Origin of the sequence: Sphingomonas cynarae, assembly GCF_039537815.1 — a bacterium.
Taxonomy (GTDB): Bacteria; Pseudomonadota; Alphaproteobacteria; order Sphingomonadales; family Sphingomonadaceae; genus Sphingomonas; species Sphingomonas cynarae.
In genome coordinates, this window is record NZ_BAABBF010000008.1 from 66,839 (window position 1) to 82,730 (window position 15,892).

General features: G+C 60.5%; 12 protein-coding genes and 2 pseudogenes. 7 read left to right on the top strand and 7 right to left on the bottom strand.

Translation table 11 applies throughout. The features are described 5' to 3' along the window. Positions 1-9: 9 nt before the first annotated feature. Positions 10-687, bottom strand: coding sequence for an antitoxin Xre/MbcA/ParS-like domain-containing protein (locus ABD719_RS15445; RefSeq protein WP_344694256.1), 678 nt, complete (start codon positions 685-687; stop codon positions 10-12). Positions 688-1,005: 318 nt separating this feature from the next. On the opposite strand from ABD719_RS15445, the gene ABD719_RS15450 reads away from it, so the two are divergent. Then, on the top strand, positions 1,006-2,940 hold the full coding sequence (locus tag ABD719_RS15450; RefSeq protein ID WP_344694257.1) for a competence protein CoiA family protein: 1,935 nt from the start codon (positions 1,006-1,008) through the stop codon (positions 2,938-2,940). 70 nt (positions 2,941-3,010) lie between these two features. On the opposite strand, the gene ABD719_RS15455 is transcribed toward ABD719_RS15450, so the two are convergent. The 5 genes from ABD719_RS15455 to ABD719_RS15475 all read right to left on the bottom strand — a co-directional run bounded on the left by ABD719_RS15455 (position 3,011) and on the right by ABD719_RS15475 (position 7,816). Continuing rightward, positions 3,011-4,432 carry a hypothetical protein gene (locus ABD719_RS15455; protein ID WP_344694258.1) on the bottom strand — a complete coding sequence of 474 codons (1,422 nt, stop codon included), beginning with the start codon at positions 4,430-4,432 and terminating at the stop codon, positions 3,011-3,013. A gap of 66 nt (positions 4,433-4,498) precedes the next feature. Further along, entirely contained in the window at positions 4,499-5,377 is an 879-nt protein-coding gene (locus ABD719_RS15460; protein ID WP_344694259.1) for an HNH endonuclease, read from the bottom strand. Continuing rightward, complete coding sequence (locus ABD719_RS15465) at positions 5,374-7,041, bottom strand: AAA family ATPase (protein WP_344694260.1); 1,668 nt, start codon at positions 7,039-7,041, stop codon at positions 5,374-5,376. Before ABD719_RS15465 ends, ABD719_RS15460 begins: the two co-directional genes overlap by 4 nt. Positions 7,042-7,137: 96 nt before the next feature. Next, positions 7,138-7,626 (bottom strand): hypothetical protein, encoded by a 489-nt coding sequence (locus ABD719_RS15470; protein WP_344694261.1) that lies wholly within the window; start codon positions 7,624-7,626, stop codon positions 7,138-7,140. After that, positions 7,535-7,816, bottom strand: coding sequence for a type II toxin-antitoxin system Phd/YefM family antitoxin (locus tag ABD719_RS15475; RefSeq protein ID WP_344694262.1), 282 nt, complete (start codon positions 7,814-7,816; stop codon positions 7,535-7,537). The genes ABD719_RS15470 and ABD719_RS15475 overlap by 92 nt, the downstream gene beginning before the upstream one ends. A 439-nt stretch (positions 7,817-8,255) precedes the next feature. Here ABD719_RS15475 and ABD719_RS15480 point away from each other — a divergent pair, with 439 nt between their 5' ends. From ABD719_RS15480 to ABD719_RS15500, 5 genes and pseudogenes are all read left to right on the top strand, one after another. Next, positions 8,256-9,287: a site-specific integrase gene (locus ABD719_RS15480; protein WP_344694263.1), complete on the top strand. Its 1,032-nt coding sequence runs from the start codon at positions 8,256-8,258 to the stop codon at positions 9,285-9,287. A 114-nt stretch (positions 9,288-9,401) separates the two neighbouring features. Continuing rightward, a pseudogene (locus tag ABD719_RS15485) lies at positions 9,402-9,998 on the top strand (transposase family protein); the annotation flags it as partial. 205 nt (positions 9,999-10,203) lie between these two features. Then, positions 10,204-11,145 (top strand): IS110 family transposase, encoded by a 942-nt coding sequence (locus ABD719_RS15490; protein WP_344694264.1) that lies wholly within the window; start codon positions 10,204-10,206, stop codon positions 11,143-11,145. 27 nt (positions 11,146-11,172) lie between these two features. After that, positions 11,173-11,547: pseudogene (locus ABD719_RS15495) on the top strand (integrase core domain-containing protein); the annotation flags it as partial. Between the two features lie 113 nt (positions 11,548-11,660). After that, positions 11,661-12,521 carry a DOMON domain-containing protein gene (locus ABD719_RS15500; protein ID WP_344694265.1) on the top strand — a complete coding sequence of 287 codons (861 nt, stop codon included), beginning with the start codon at positions 11,661-11,663 and terminating at the stop codon, positions 12,519-12,521. 52 nt (positions 12,522-12,573) lie between these two features. Here ABD719_RS15500 and ABD719_RS15505 read toward each other — a convergent pair whose 3' ends face one another. Then, positions 12,574-12,975 (bottom strand): hypothetical protein, encoded by a 402-nt coding sequence (locus ABD719_RS15505; protein WP_344694266.1) that lies wholly within the window; start codon positions 12,973-12,975, stop codon positions 12,574-12,576. Positions 12,976-13,233: 258 nt separating this feature from the next. On the opposite strand from ABD719_RS15505, the gene ABD719_RS15510 reads away from it, so the two are divergent. Then, entirely contained in the window at positions 13,234-15,786 is a 2,553-nt protein-coding gene (locus ABD719_RS15510) for a TonB-dependent receptor (protein ID WP_344694267.1), read from the top strand. The last annotated feature ends 106 nt before the right edge of the window (positions 15,787-15,892 follow it).

The following is a 15,892-nucleotide window of genomic DNA, read 5'->3' on the forward strand; positions in this document are numbered from 1 at the left end:
GCCGGCCGATTAGTTGATGTCGCGGTGGAAGTCCCGCAACGCGATCGCAGTGACCCTGTCCTGCTGGGCCGCGTGCAAGGCCGCAAGCGGTGTTTCTCCGTCCAGCGCGCCATGCGGCTGCCGCATCCAGAGCCATGCCGAGCGCGGGTCCGGCGCGACCGCCAAGACGTCAGCGATACCCTGGAGGGGACGGCCGTCGATGAACTGCTCTAGCGGATAGGCCAGCTTGCGCTGTCCGCGCAGCAGACCGATGATCGCGCCTTGCTTGTACCAAGTGTTGAGCGTCGTTCGTTTGACCCCGATCTGCGCCTCGATGTCGCTGGCGCCTCCCACTGGTCCCGCCCAGTCCTCGATCGCCTTCGGGGCCGCATAGGCAGCGAGACGGGCACGCCCTTCGCTCAGGCTGATCACCTCGCCAAGACCGCTACCCTGCGTTCGCTCGACTGGCCCGCCTTTCGTCGTCTCGCCGGGCGTGAACTGGCGAGCGACCTGTTCCAGCGCGACGCGCAGCTTATGCTCGCGCGCCACACCTCGCAGGTCGACTGCAGGAAAGCCCGACATGACATCGACTGCGATCGAGACGATCCGTGCCATGGTCTTGATCTCTGCGGCCGGGGCTTGCGGATTGCGTCCGCGCAAGACTGCCTGCACCTCGTCCACGCCCAACGTCAGCGCTGCTTCGCTCATAATGGCCTCCAATTAGATTGATTAGATAGTGCAGATTGAACGGATTGTCCAGTAATCATCCGATTTCGAGCAACTGGTCTGCCTGAGCGCTATATTCATATATTATCGACGAAAGCGGGTGTCCCTCGTCATTGCGCCAAGTGCCCCGATGACAGCCTGCGCAGGTAAACGGGCTGGCGAGATGCTGACGGCATGCAACGCGCTGTCGCAGTTGATCCAGGAGACGTCAGCACGGGGCACGGAGCGTAGCGGACAGCGGAGTCATGTCGTAGAGGCTCGTCGGCTGCGGGTTGGCATAGGAGGACAAATCCCGGCCGTATGGATGATCAAACCCCTAACCCTTTCGGCTTTGTCGATCACTCCGCCTTTGCAGGTTTTGGGGTCGATCTCGTTTGGGGCCTCGATGTCGAGGGCGCGCCAGTCCACATCAACGCTGCCCGACGCGGCCTTGCATGCCGGTTGATATGTCCGGCTTGCAAGGCGCCGCTGATAGCCCGCAAGGGTGCGAAGAAGGCGGCGCACTTCTCGCATCAAGGCAAAAACTCAGGATGTGGCAGCGGCCGCGAAACCAATGCGCATTACTGGGCCAAGCAGCTGCTGGTGGAAAAAAGGCAGATCTGGACGCCGGTGGTGACTGCCGTCGTCGACGGTGTCTCGCGCCACGAGAGCAAGGCAAAGTGGATGACATTCAGCGCTGTCCGGTCTGAGCGGCGTCTCGACCGCATCGTGCCCGACATCGTGCTGATTCTCGAGGACGGGCGCGAGCTGATCGTCGAGATTTGCGTCACCCATCCGTGCGGCGAGGACAAGATCGCGCTGATCCAGTCCAACAGCTGGCCAGCGATTGAAATCAACCTCCGTCTTTTGCGGACGTGTCAGGATATCGCCGTGATCGAGCGCGGACTGCTGGAGACGGCGCCGCGGAGCTGGCTTTGCAACCCAAGGCGGGATCGGGCCGAAAACAAGCTGCGGGCGGAATTGGCCGCAGCAGCGGCGAGCCTGGCGGAGGCGGCGCGGCGCAAGGCCGCACAGGAAACCGACCGTCAACGACGTGAGGCGTTGACGGTGGAGGCAGACGCGCGCGCATTATTGGGCGCTGCCGCGTCCGCGCATGCGGCGGTCTGCCCGATCAGCGATCCCACGCTCCTCCAACTAATTGCCCGGGACGAGGGCGAGCTGATCGGCATTTCAGGTGGTGGCGAAGGCTTCGCCGTCACAAAAAACGAGTGGCAAGCAACCGTGGTCGAGAAGTTCGTCTCGATTGTCGACATCAGAAACTACGAGGCCGAGACATTCTCGCTGGAGCGTGTGCTCGTGTATCTCAAGCCGCTCATCGCGCGGGCCTTTGTCCAACCGCCAACCGACAAGGTACGCGCATGGATGCGTGTCCATCATCGCGCTTTCCGTTTCCCGCATGAAGCGCTCGAGGACTATCTTGATGCGCTCTGCGTGACGGGAAGTCTGCAATCCGACGAACCCGGCCATTATGGCCTTCCCGATGATGTCGTGACGGGGATCGAGCGCGAGCAGCGTCGCCTGATTGAGATCGATCGTCGCGAGGAAGTGGCGCACGTGCTCGTCGACCAGATTATCGCCGATCTACCGCCGGAAGAAGCCTTCCTGCTTGAACCGCAGGCGTGGTTGGACACGGTTCTGCCAGGCAACAGCGCATCGCCGACGCAGATCATAATCTCCGGAGGGGCACCCTATCACGATTTGATCGCGTCGCTGCACGCCTTGGTGAAAATGGTGGCCGGCGGGGAAGATGCCGTCGACGATGTGCTCGGATTACCATTGGCTGTAGCTCGCTACCGCGCAGTCGAACGGTTGTCGGCACGACGGAGCCGCGAAGCAGCGGAGCGGAGTCAGCGGCTCCGCGATGTCGCAGCGCGATTACTGGGGCAAGAAGCCGACATATGGTTGACCACGCCGATCGAGGAAGGCGGCGAAACCCCGCTTGCGCTGTCCAATGCGGGGCAGGCCGGTCTAGATCTCTGCCTCAATACCATTGCGGTGATAGGGCGGCGACGTGAGGACGAGCGCGTCGCGGCAGCGGCGACCGCGATGCGACGCGACAAGCTGCAGGCGGTCGTCACGACGCTGTTCGCGCATAACCTTCGCGAGCTCGCCCTGAAGAACCAGTCGCCGCAACTTGGCAGTTCGCCTTGGGACGCGTGCACGACCGATTATGGCCTCGATAGTGCCATCCGCGTTCTCACCATTCAGGCCCAGGGCCGGAGTCGACGATGGTGACGATAAACCTTCCTCCTCTCGCGCGACGGACGCTAAGCACGAAATGCTGGTTCTTGTTGAAGGCCATGAATTACCTAAGAGGAATAGGCATCGGCATGATTTTTGATCGATCATCTGGAAATAGGCTTCTCGTAAGCTCCTTTGGAAAGTCGGTGCTTAAGTAGCCATCCATTTGCCAGCCAAGCCGATCCTTACCATGGAGACCAGACATTACCGGGGAAATACCAGCCTGCGCCATAACCTGCATGGCGCGCTCGAACTCGCGGATGTGGCATATTTTGTAGGGAAAATTATCCAACAGGTCCGGATTTAGATTGCGTTTTTTCATTTCGGATAACGCCATCTCGGTTAATGCGTTCTGCGTTTCGTGGGTGAATAGGTTCCAGTCGTCCATAGTAACGATCAGCGGATATATAGACTTGGTGGAACTGACCCAATTTGGATAGTGGCCATCAATGGCATCCTGCAAGGTTTGATAAGTCTGACAGATTGCCTTAGCAAGCTTGGCGTACTCATGATCTGTCTCAGGCGCCGGGGCCATTTTGGAACGTGCAAGCTTCCCTAACCGAAGGACTTTGCACTCAATGAACAAAACTCCCATTTTGTCCTCGACGATCCAATCTACGGTGTTTTTCGGACGTCGAGCAGTTCCGTAAGGGGCTTCCGCAATAATCTTCAAGTCACCTTCTACCGCGGTGAGTACCTCACCAACATACGCCTGATAAGCGGGGCCGAGGTAGCGGCTCAAGGCATCCGGGATTTTGCCGACCTCAAAGTACATACCGTCCGTGAAGCGGCGGCTTAGCATACCCGTGATGGGGCAGCGTACGTTCCCATTTGGCATCGTGATAAGGGGCGAACTTCGCAATGGATTAAAGGTATAGGCCCAGTCTTGGTCGAGCGATTGTTCCTCTAGAATCCTGTCAGTCAGGTTTGGTATGGTAGTCGAAAACCGGTTCATAAGAGGAGCCATATCAAAACCGAGAAGGTCTCCGGCATCCTTTGCGAAGGTAGGTGAAAGCATTTCGTGTGTCAGAAAGGTCGCTAAAAGCGCGAAGCCCCCTTGAAACAACTGCTCGACAGAGAGAGCGTACTCCGCCTCTATAACCTGTCGAATTCCTGGTTGGCCGTATATGCGCATGTAGCGAGCTAGGTCGTCATGACTAAAACTCTGCTGCCAATGGAATTGGCGGTGCGCTATTCTGGTCATCTCCGCGAAGATCGAAACATCATCGACCCCCGCCGATGCTTGGTCCTCAGCATCTCTCAAGAGATTTAGAGCTCGGGCGCAAGCCCGCCAATCGACGTTGTGCTTTCCACCATACGGTTGGCCGTAAAGTAGAGTCTCCCGCGCGAGGGTGTCGAGGCTCCAAAGGTAAAAACCGAGATAAATCTTCTGTTTTTTCCCGAAGGGATTTGCCTGAATGAGGTGCGGCGGAAGTTTTGTATTCCACTCGATGTGGTTCGCTAAATAGTAAATCGCACTAAGCATTGCTTCGCGGTTGTATCCACGTAGATAGTTTCGCAGCGGCTTAAATAAGTGTCTCACCGGGATGGGTTACGGTTCAAGGTCGACGAGCATGTCATGCGGAATCGGCAGCACCTCAGAAAAGGCACCGCCAGTGAAGTGATCGTGGCTGGCAAGCGCACGAAGGAGGGTTGGCCGCCAGTGATTACGATGGAAGGCTCGCGTTTCGTATCGTGTTTGAAGGCGTAGGACAGTCCGCACCCCTTCTTGGCCTGTCCCGTTATAGGCGATATGCAAGGATGCCGCCTGGGAAGAAATGTAGGTGTTGACCTCGCGCTGATACCGATTGCCAAGTTTAAGTGCCGCCATCTGTCCAGTCAAACGGTCGGGAAAGCCAGCAGGAAGCACTGCGGCGGCGTCGATAGAGAAATCAACTATTAAGGCGGATCCGTTTAACTCAATGGTCGCTAGTAAGAAATTGAGATCGGGCAGGACGTCAAAGTAAGGATGGAGAAAGCCGTTACCGTCGACGTCAAACCCTGCAAGTTTGGCGTGATTACACAAGTGGCACATTGGCACGAGATTCCGAGCGTGGATCGAGAGCGCTTTGTACTCGGATTGCGGTAGATGGTGGTCGAGCTCGGTAACGGGATCTATCCCGCAGACAGGACAAAGATCGACATCTTTGAATAAACGCTCCCTGATGTGAACCAGCGTACGGCCATTCTGTGTCTTGGCATAGGCGTCATGGATCGCGCTTAGTAAGGCGGGAGGCATTGCTCCACCTAGCAGGGCGTTGCTCGGAAGTCCCTGACCAACCCCATATAGATCATAAAGAGCAATGACTTGGTCGAGTTCGTCATCGGTGATGTCATGGCCAAGCGTTTTTCCGCGGTATCGATAGCGACGTACTGCCTTTTTCAGGTCGGCGCGCTCGCCGGCCCGCGTCGGTTGGGGTAAATTTCTCATTTGGTGCGAGCGAGCTGCGCCAGGACATAAGCTCGGGCCTGAGCGCTAAGACCGGGTTCAAACAGATCGTCGATTTCGTCGGTGGAATCGCATCCATCCACCAACAAGTCCAGCACCTTATGGAAGTCGGTGCTCGATGCGGTTAGGCCAAAAGCGTCGTAGGTGAGAATCCCGACGCTTTCGCCGAAGGTCTCGAGCTTCGGTTGTTTAATGACAAGTGAGCGTCCCTTTCTTCGAACTCGTCTTACGTGGCGAGACAGTGTCTCTTGGAGAAGAACGGGCGAATGCGTGGCAACGACACACAGTGCATTCACTTCCGCAAGGACGATGCGAACGGAGTGCATGAGCGCTGCAATGAGCGGGGGATGCAGATGGGCTTCGGGCTCGTCGAACAAGATGAGCGATCGGGGCCTCGCATGCGCAACGAGTGAGGCCACGACATGTAGGACGATTTTGTGGCCAGTGCTCCAGCCGAGAAACAGCGTGCGCGCCGATCGGCTTGTTCCGGTTAGCCGGTTCATCTGCTCCTTCAGGTCAGCGAAGGACGGGTCGTCGATCAACGGCTTAAGCGCTGCGTCAAGCAGGTCGAGCTTTTCCTGTTTCTTGATGCGAGCGACCATCGCGGCAAATTCATCTGCCAGCCGCTCGACGGGCTTGAGGCGGGTAGTAGTCCGCCGCTCTACAGGGGGCTCATCTTCGTCACTCTCTTCTTCATCCGAGTTGAGTTCCTGATCGCGATCAACATCGGCTTGTGCCTCAGCCGCGACGTCCCGAAGGCCGCAAAATACGAAGCGGCCGTCTCCAGCGACTAGATCCTGCGTGGTTTGCGCCAAATCTTTGGCAACGAGACCCGGGACCACAAAGCTATCGAAGGCACTGTACGAAATAGTAATGACGCGCATGAAGCCAATCGACGGAGGGTCGAGCAAGCCTAGAGCTTTGATTGGCTTGGTCGCGCGTTCTTGAGGGGAGGCGAAAGCTACGTGCGCTAACCGAGATAATATCGTGCTTTTTCCGGAACCGTTTCGGCCAACCAGTACAACGATCCTCTCAGGGAGAAGCGTTCTTTTCCGACTAGGTCCAAGGTGACGATACGACCCAAGATAGAATGGTGGGATTGGCGACTGAAAATCTAAATCGATCGGCTTGTCGGTGCCGGCAGGGGTGAACGAAAAGGCTTGGCTAAGGTCGGCAAGAGCTGAAAAGTTACCCTCATAAAGAGCATGGGCGTCGTCAAGGAAGCTGCGCCAGTCTGAATTATCCCGGAAAAGCGACGTTCCCCAGCCATCCTCATTCTCAAAATCCTCAACAAGCTCTGGACGGGATACTACGTCGTTCAGCGCATTCATGATAGCAGATCGTCGTTTCGTCGGTAGCTCGTTGAGCCGCTGGTAGTAATCCAGGCTTGTACCCACAGATACCCAGTCCGACGAAAGTTTGGTAAAGTCCTTCGTTAAGAGTATCGGATCACTCTTGGTTTGGCCTTTGCGTAGGATCTTTACTCCGCCAATGTATGTTACGTCGCTGTCGAGATCGCCGTGCTTAAAATGCAGGTGATAAAGGGTTTGGAAGCTGTAGTCATTCCAGTCATCTTGCTGAAGCGCAAACCGTGTGTCCATGCGGGTGAGGAGCTGACGCGAAGGCGGCTTTATTGCGATAGCCAAAATTCAGTCTCTCCGGTCAACGCTTCAACACCTTATCGGATTGAAGTCTCAGTACATCACGGTTTTGTAACCTGTCACGCAGCTCAGTGCGATAGCTTAATAGTCCCGATCCACCGGCCGACCGATTCCGGCTGCTACAATTGCATCTCGGACGCGCCGAAAGAAGCTGGCCGGCAAATAACCATAGCTCACCGCCGGCTCGCGACCTGCGATGGGCCGAATGTCATAGCCTGGCCACGCGAACCGGTTCCATTCGGTGATGATGATCCAAGACCTGTCGCTGGAAAGCCCAAGATCACGTCGCACGGCGTCCGGCACTTCGATCGCTAACTGATCGCGGGTAGGGGCCTTGGTGGTCAGCGGCACGACGTGCACCTGATTGATCCCGTCCTTGGGACGGGTCACCAGAACGACGGCGACGGGCCGGTCCTTTATACCTTCGTCACGACCTTTAAGGTACTCGTATTCCCAGAGGTAGCTGTAGTTGAGGACTTCACCCGGTTGCGGCAGCGTTGAGCCTTTTTTCGGCGTCTTCGGCGCCGCGGCCGGGTTCGACGCCGCGGATGGCTTCGAGGGTTTCGTCATCAAGATCCTCCACGCGGCCGGCGATCCGTTCACGACGGCGCAGGCGCTCATATTCATCGACGGGGACCATGACGAAGCGCACGCGGCCGTTCCGGCTAACGCCGACCGGGCGGATCATCGCCTCGTCGGAATAGCGGCCGAACTGCTTTTGCAATTCGCCCGAGGGTACGATTTCCATGCTCGTCGCCATGAGCGGGTGTTCCTGTGCTGGATGCGTAGCAGGTTGCTACCTGCGCGGCGGGATCTCGATCGCGTGCCGGCTGCTGCCGGTACGCGGGGGGCTCGGTCGCGCGTGCGGGCTCAGCCTGCACGCGCGGATCGTAGTAGAAGCACGACCGGCTTTAAGCCGATATCAATGAAATAGATAAAAGAGGGATAACGGTCAAGATATGGGAAGGGTGGAAGACCGGTTGGATCGGGAGAACCGGAATGAGGTTCCAAGCTCGAAGCATCCGGGAAACCATTCTAGCGATAAAACCGATTCCTGCTAAATAGGTGATGGCGTAAAATCGGTCGCTCGCGTATCGGGTGGGCCCGCAAAAAGTGGCAGCGGTGCCATCGTGGTGATCGGATCGGCTAGCGTGTCACAAGATGAAGACAGGGATATCAGTACAGCAATAAGCCACGTTGTGGCCGACCGGGTCAATGCGCTCGGCCTGTACCTGCCCGACCTCGCACCCCATGATCGTGATCGCGTCGACGACTATGTCGCACGCGCCTCCGCCGCGGCGACGCTGCGCGCCTACCAATCCGACTGGCGACTGTTTTGCGCATGGTGCGCAGAAAGCGGTTACCGCTCGTTGCCCGCGACGCCGGCGATCGTCGCCGCCTTTCTGACGTTGCTCGCCGAACGTGGCTTTGTGCCGCAGGCACCGCAGCAATCGCGGGGTGGGCGAGCGGCCGTCGCCAGGCCGCTTGGTCGATCAACGATTGGTCGCCGCCTTGCCGCCATCGTCTTTGCCCACCGCGCGGCCGGCATCGACCCGCCGACGCATCAGCCCGACGCCGCGCGGCTCGACAAGGCGATGCGCGCGATCCGGCGCGACAAGCGCGATGACCCATCCGGCAAGAAGCGCCCGGCAGACGGCGATGTGCTACGCGACATGCTGCGCACGATCACTGGCGACGACCTGCGCGCGTACCGGGATCGCGCGCTGCTCGCGATTGGGATGGCCGGCGCGTTTCGCCGCTCAGAACTGGTCGCCATCACGGTTGGACGGGTGTCTGACGAGGCACGCGGATTGCTCGTGCGGGTACCGACCTCGAAGACCGACCAGGAGGGCAGGGGACATAGTGTTGCCATCCCCGATGGCAGGCGCCTCGAGCCGGTGCGGCATTACCGTGCGTGGCTGGAGAAGGCAGCAATCGACAGCGGTCCGGTTTTCCGCAAGCTGACGCCGCAGGGGCGGCTGACCGATCATCCCATGAGTGCGCAGGGTGTCGCCCTTGTCGTCAAAGCGGCCGCCCGTTCCGCTGGTTATCCGGAGGCGTTATTCTCCGGGCATTCCCTTCGAGCAGGCTTCCTCACCGAAGCCGGTCGGCAGAACGCCAATCTGTTCAAGATGCGCGAGCATAGCCGGCATGCCTCGATCGACATGGTGGCAGAATATGTCCGGGATCATGAACGCTTCCGTGAGCACGCCGGTGAGGGCTTTTTGTAAACGGTTGGCCACCTGGATCGCGACGATCGCGCGGAGAGGCCATTCTCAAGGCGTTAGGTGTTTGATCCCACGGTTTGATGGTGCGATCCTTTCGTTGGAATGGAAGGAAGCCGTATGGGACAGGTACGTCACGGGAGCGCCACGACCACGCACGCCGTCAGAGCAGCAATACAGCGATCGCAAGCTTCGCTCGCGACGCTGAGCCGGGAGCTGGGGATCAATCCGAAGACGGTGGCGAAGTGGCGGAAGCGGGCGACGGTCGAGGATCTGAAGACCGGGCCGAAGGCCCCTCATTCCACCACCCTGTCCGAAGCGGAGGAGGCGATGGTTGTCGCGTTCCGGCGCCACACGTTGCTGCCGCTCGACGACTGCCTTTACGCGCTGCAGCCGTCGATCCCGCACCTGACCCGGTCAGCGCTGCACCGCTGCCTGCAGCGGCATGGTATCTCCCGCCTGCCAGACATCGAAGGCGACAAACCGAAGCGGCAACGCTTCAAGCGTTACCCCATCGGCTTCTTCCATATGGATATCGCCGAGGTGCAGACCGCGGAAGGCAAACTGTACCTGTTCGTCGGCATCGATCGCACCAGCAAGTTCGCGGTCACCCAGCTGGTCGACAAGGCTGATCGACGGACAGCCTGGGAGTTCCTCGAACACCTGCTGAAGGCTGTGCCTTACCGCATCCACACGATCCTGACCGACAATCCTGTCCTCGTATATTGCTGGCAGGATTGGCGCTGATGTGATGCGCTGATCCCGTGATGGGCTGGGTCATGACCCAGCCCATCACGGGAGCGGGTGGATCGTGCCTGTCCTTGGTCACCGAGATCGCAACTCAGCTCGGTCGCCTGCTCTCCTCATGATCGTCTCGAACGGTTGATTGGGCGTCAGAGCCCGCATGCGAGGTGGAGTCATCATGCAGCAGCCAAAGTATGTCGGCATCGACGTGTCCAAGCATCATCTCGATGTCGCCTTTCCCGGTGTAGCCAAGGTATGGCGCACGCCAAACGATGCCAGCGGCATTGCCGCACTGGTCCGGCGAGTACGTCGGCTCGGTAGTCTCCACGTCGTCTGCGAGGCGACCGGCGGTTATACCCGGCTCCTGACGTGCGATCTGGCCACCGAGACGGTTCCGCTCAGCAGAGTCAATCCGCGCCAGGTGCGGGATTTTGCCCGTGCCACCGGCCGGCTGGCGAAAACCGATGAGATTGACGCAGCCGCCATCCTGCGGTTCGCTGATGCCATGCAGCCGCTGGCATCGCCTGCACCATCGCCCGAACAGGTCCGGCTGACCGATCTGGTCCGCCGACGCCGCCAGCTTGTCGATGCCGCAGCTCAGGAGAAACAGCGCGAACCGATCCCAGGTCAGCCGCTCGTCACCGGTTCAGTCGAGCGGCATCTGGCCTTTCTGGCCAAGGAGATCGCCGCCATCGACGAAGCGATCGCCGATGCCATCGAAGCCGATGCGACGCTTGCCCGTCGCGCTGCACTCCTGCGCACTATCCCCGGCGTCGGAGCGGTTACCGCCGCCACGCTGGTGGCCGAGCTTCCTGAACTCGGGCTCACGGGTAACAAACAGATTGCCGCGCTCACTGGTGTCGCACCCATGAACCGCGATAGCGGCATGTCGCGCGGTCAGGCGCACATTGCGGGTGGGCGGATGTCAGCGAGATGCTGTCTCTACATGGCAACCATTGTCGCCATCCGCTGCAACTCCGCCATTCGACCCTTCTACAAACGCCTGCGTGAACAGGGCAAACCGCCCAAGGTCGCCATCGTCGCTGCCATGCGAAAGCTCATCACGGTCGCCAACTCCATGCTCACCTATGATCGACCATGGCATGCCGATCCCGCTTGACCTCCAATACGGTTGCTGAGCGAAGTCGAAGGGGGCATCCAGTTCGCTGAGCAACCGCGCAACCGCAACACCGCCTGGTCGCGCCAGATGCGCTTCGACATGATCTGCGAGGCAAACGGCATCGAGCACCGGCTCACCAAACCCAACCATCCGTGGACCAACGGGCAGGTCGAGCGAATGAACCGCACCATCAAGGAGGCGACCGTCAAACGCTTCCACTACGAGAGCCACGACCAGCTTCGGACGCATCTCGCCGACTTCATGGCCGCCTACAATTTCGCCCGCCGGCTCAAGACGCTCAGCGGGCTCACACCTTACGAATATATCACCAAGATCTGGACGTCAGAGCCAGACCGGTTCATCGTCGACCCGATCCACCAGATGCCGGGACTAAACACCTAGCCCCCCCCAAACGGCCGTGACACTTGGAAAATTGCAAAGCATTGAAAACCGTGCCAGATTCCCTCAAATCCCGTCGTTTCATAGTATAAGGTCGTCTCGGTGAGACCAACGCCATGATCACCGCCGTAAACATGGCCGGACGGATTTTGATCGCGGTGACAACCCTGTCCTCCACCGCCTTTCAAGCGCAGACAGGCATTTCGCTCACGATATCTGACAAGATTGGTACGTTGGCTGCTGGACAGTTTGAAAGCGTGTTTGACGGCAGATGGCGACCCGACGGATCGTCAATGCAAACGAACGCCAAGCCTACTGTTCTGATCCTTCGAGACGGCCTGTTTCGCAAAGGCGAAGAAGCTGAAGCAGATGTGATTCCGGCAGACGGACGGCTGCATCCAGTCCACGACAACGAATACATCGATCAAGTGTCGATCACGGTCATCGGCGATAGAAGCGTGCGCGAGATAGACATGCTTCGCGGCAAGGTGGTTTATTCGGTGGAATACACGGTGTCTCCAGATGGGAAGACCGCGTCCTGGCAGGTGGCCAATCAGGCAAACCCCAATGGTTCAGTCGCTCGGAGCGAAACTCGGCAACGTCGCATCCAGCCCTCACCATCAGGCTCCCACTCGATCTCCGGAACCTGGCAGCAGACCGGGATCACGGTGGATGGGGGATCAGGGGACTGGCTCCTGTCACTCAAGCAGGATCGTTTCAGCTCATGGTCTCCTCAGGGGGTTGGCTTCGAGGCGGTAATCGATGGGCCACCCGTCGCCGTCACGGGAGACGTTTCTGGTGGCATGGTGACGATCACCTCGCCCAGCCCTCGAACCATCGTAAAAAGGTCCATGCTGCGCGGCCGTGTCGGAAGTATCCTCGAGATGACCGTCCTCGACGACGGAAAGACCATGCGCGTCGTCGCTCAAGCGCCGCAACGAGGTGTCACATCGACGTTCTACCTGCTCAAGCAGTAGCTTTCAGCCGTGACGAACCCATCCGTTCGCAAATGGTCGGTCACCGCACGTTCTACTTCATGCGCCTGTGCGCAGGCGATGCCCTTGCATTCCAGAGGAACGGCATCGAACCAAGCACGAAGCCGAGGAATGCCGTCTGCAATGGAACGGCCGTCGCAAACGCGTCGATGTGAAGGATGCGCCATGCAAAGGTATTCACGCCCACGTCGGTAATCATGATGCCCGCCGCAAGGGACAATGCAGGCCGCCGCCAGCCGCGCGCGATCAATGCCACCACCGCCACATCCATGACGAAAAGAGACGTCCAAAAAACCTCGAGTAGCGGAGGCCCCCAATTGTAGGGACGCCAGCCCCATGCCAGGAAATCCCTTGCATGGTTGAAGGCGCCGATGCCGAAACCGGTGATGTAGACCGCCAGAGCGCTACGTATCCAAAAGCCATCCTCACGAACCATGCCCGCTGGTTAACTTCATCGCTGCGGCCTTCCAAGCCGAGCCTGTTCGAACAGCCTACCCGGCATCAGCCGACAAAACGTCACGGCATCACGCGATAAGGGGCAGAGGCTCCTGGCCGGATGACGTCAATTTCCGGCCGATCGCTTGTCCGATCCGTGCATTGGCGGTCATGGTCAAAAAGCGGCCACAAATACATTGGAAGCCACGACAAGTCGGGGTGGTGCCGCCACGACTGGCAGCGGCGGGGAGCCGAAATAATGATCGGGATTGTCGCCTGTCTGTCTGCCGCCACGATTCAGACCGGAGCGATCGAGGCAGGCGTGCCTCCGCAGGATGCGAGGCAGCCGACAAACGATGCCGACATCCTCGTCATGGGCAAGCGCGTGGCAGGCTCCGCGATCGGCGAGGTCGAACCGGTCGCCGTGCTGAACCCGGACGCGATCCGTGCGTTGGGCGCGGTCAGCATGAAGGAACTGCTCGAGCGGCTGAAGCCGCTGACGACGTCGGCCACTGGCGAAGAGCCGGTGCTGCTGCTGAACGGCCGACGCATATCCGGCTATCAGGAACTGCAGTCGATCCCGCCCGAAGCGATCGAGCGCACCGAGGTGCTGCCGGAGGCGGAGGCGGCACGTTTCGGGTTCGCGCCGACCGTGCGCATCCTCAATTTCATCACCAATAAGCGGTTTCGTGCGGTGGCAGTGCGGTTGCTGCCCAGCACCGCCACCGAGGGTGGCGGCGAGACCAATTACGCCGAGATGACCGCGACGCGGATCGACGGGCCGCGTCGCACCTCGCTGTCGGTGTCGCATCTGCGCATCAACCCGGTCGAACAGGCGCAGCGCCGCATCCTCCCCGATCCGGCGGTGCTGTATGCCGTGCAGGGCAACGTCACCGGCATCAATGGCGCCAGCCTCGATCCGCGGCTGGATACGCTGGCGGGGGCGGCGGTACCGGTCGCGGCGGTACCCACCGATCCGGCGGCGCGCGGGGCGCTGGCCGGCTACCTCGCGACCGCCAACCGGCCGGCGATCACCGACTTGGGGCCCTGGCGCTGGTTGCAGCCCCGCAGCGACCGGGTGAACGTGGACGCGACGATCGGATCGCCGATCGGCCGCTCCCTCGACGGATCGCTCAACCTGTCGATGGAGGCGCAGCGCAGCGTCGGGCGCAACGGCTTGGCGCCGGTGCTGCTGACGGTGCCGGGGGACAATCCGGCGTTGCCGTTCGCCGGCGACGTGCTGCTCTATCGCTATCTGCCCGATACCGTCCTGCGCCAGCGCAACACCAGCCTGAACCTCCATGCCGGCGGTACCCTACAGGGCGGCATCGGGCGGTGGACGTGGAACACCACGACCAATTACGACCGGGTGCGCGGGGTGGCCGTGTCGGACCAGGGGATCGCGGTCGATCCCTTGCAGGATGCGGTGGCGGCGGGCGGCGACCCGCTGGCGCCGATCGATCGCGCACAGGCGGTGCTGATCGCCAATCGCAGCCGTACGGTGACCGGCACCGTGGTGAGCAAGGTGGTGGCGACTGGCCCCACGCTGCGCCTGCCCGCCGGCCCCGCGCAGGTGACGCTGACGGCGGACTATGCCCGGTCGTCGAGCAGCGGGTTCCAGTCCGCGATCGCCGATACGCGTGTCGACCTGACGCGGACGACGCGGGGGGGCAGCATCAACGCGACGCTGCCGATCGCCCGGCCCGACGGGCAGTTCCTGACCCGCCTGGGCCAGTTGAGCGCGAACGGGATGATCGGTCTGTCCGACGTATCGGATTTCGGGCGGCTGCTGAACCTTAACTACGGGATGAACTGGGCGCCGCTGCAGCCGGTCCAGTTCACCGCCTCGGTCAATGAGACGCAGGCGGCGCCAGCGATCTCGCTACTGACCGATCCGACGTTGGCGGCCCCCAACATCCCGTTCTTCGACTTCGCGACCGGGAACAGCGTGCTGGTGACGACGGTGGTCGGCGGCAATGCCGCGCTGGCACCCGAGCGACGCCGGGTGACGACGCTGGGCGTCGCGATCACGCCGCTCAAGGGCAAGGACCTGCGCTTCGGCATCGATTATCTCGACACGCGCATCCGCAATCAGGCGACGATGCTGGGGGCGGCGACACCGGCCGTACAGCGTGCCTTTCCCGACCGGTTCGTGCGCGATGCCGGGGGCGTGCTGACGCAGGTCGATCTGCGTTCGGTCAACATCGACCGCGAGCGCGAGCGCAAGCTGCGGCTGACGACCAGCCTGTACCTGCAGATCGGGCCGACGCCACCGCCGCCCCCCGCTCCGCCAGCCGGGTTGTTGCCGACAGTACCTACACCGCCGCCTGTGCCACCTAAACCCCGGCCCAGCATCTTCGCTTCGGTGACGGCGTCGATGCGGCTGGACAATGTGGTGACATTGCGCCCCGGTCTCGCGCCGCTCGACCTGCTGGACGGCGAGACGCTGAACGGCACCGGCGGGCGGCCGCGCTGGGAGGTGGAAGCCAATATCGGCGGCAACATCGGGCAATATAACCTCGGCACCTATTCACGCCTGCAGGGGCCGACGCGGATCAGGAGCGATCTCGCCGCGTCTGACCTGCGCTTTTCGGGGCGGACATGGATCGTGCTCTACAGCCAACTCGACATCGAGAATGTCGTTAAGAAGCCATGGACGAAGCGCCTGTCAGTGCAACTGACGATCGAAAACCTGCTCAACGACCGCATCAATGTAACCGACCGGACAGGGGCGGTGCCCAACCGGTTCCAGCCCGCCTTCATCGATCCGGTCGGCCGATCGATCCGGCTGGGCGTTCGCAAGCTGTTTTGATCGTGGTACGCGTCCGGGGCGTGCCGTAGCCATTCCGCAATCGGAGAGGCATGCATTGCCTTTTAGCTGCCCCCGGTTGTTGGATAAGCAATCACCTGAAGCTGCA

What these genes read in the sequence shown, in the direction of transcription:
- ABD719_RS15445 (WP_344694256.1), bottom strand. Translation starts at nt 687, where the DNA reads ATGAGCGAAGCAGCGCTGACGTTGGGCGTGGACGAGGTGCAGGCAGTC.
- ABD719_RS15450 (WP_344694257.1), top strand. Translation starts at nt 1,006, where the DNA reads ATGGATGATCAAACCCCTAACCCTTTCGGCTTTGTCGATCACTCCGCC.
- ABD719_RS15455 (WP_344694258.1), bottom strand. Translation starts at nt 4,432, where the DNA reads ATGCTTAGTGCGATTTACTATTTAGCGAACCACATCGAGTGGAATACA.
- ABD719_RS15460 (WP_344694259.1), bottom strand. Translation starts at nt 5,377, where the DNA reads ATGAGAAATTTACCCCAACCGACGCGGGCCGGCGAGCGCGCCGACCTG.
- ABD719_RS15470 (WP_344694261.1), bottom strand. Translation starts at nt 7,626, where the DNA reads ATGACGAAACCCTCGAAGCCATCCGCGGCGTCGAACCCGGCCGCGGCG.
- ABD719_RS15475 (WP_344694262.1), bottom strand. Translation starts at nt 7,816, where the DNA reads ATGGCGACGAGCATGGAAATCGTACCCTCGGGCGAATTGCAAAAGCAG.
- ABD719_RS15490 (WP_344694264.1), top strand. Translation starts at nt 10,204, where the DNA reads ATGCAGCAGCCAAAGTATGTCGGCATCGACGTGTCCAAGCATCATCTC.
- ABD719_RS15500 (WP_344694265.1), top strand. Translation starts at nt 11,661, where the DNA reads ATGATCACCGCCGTAAACATGGCCGGACGGATTTTGATCGCGGTGACA.
- ABD719_RS15505 (WP_344694266.1), bottom strand. Translation starts at nt 12,975, where the DNA reads ATGGTTCGTGAGGATGGCTTTTGGATACGTAGCGCTCTGGCGGTCTAC.
- ABD719_RS15510 (WP_344694267.1), top strand. Translation starts at nt 13,234, where the DNA reads ATGATCGGGATTGTCGCCTGTCTGTCTGCCGCCACGATTCAGACCGGA.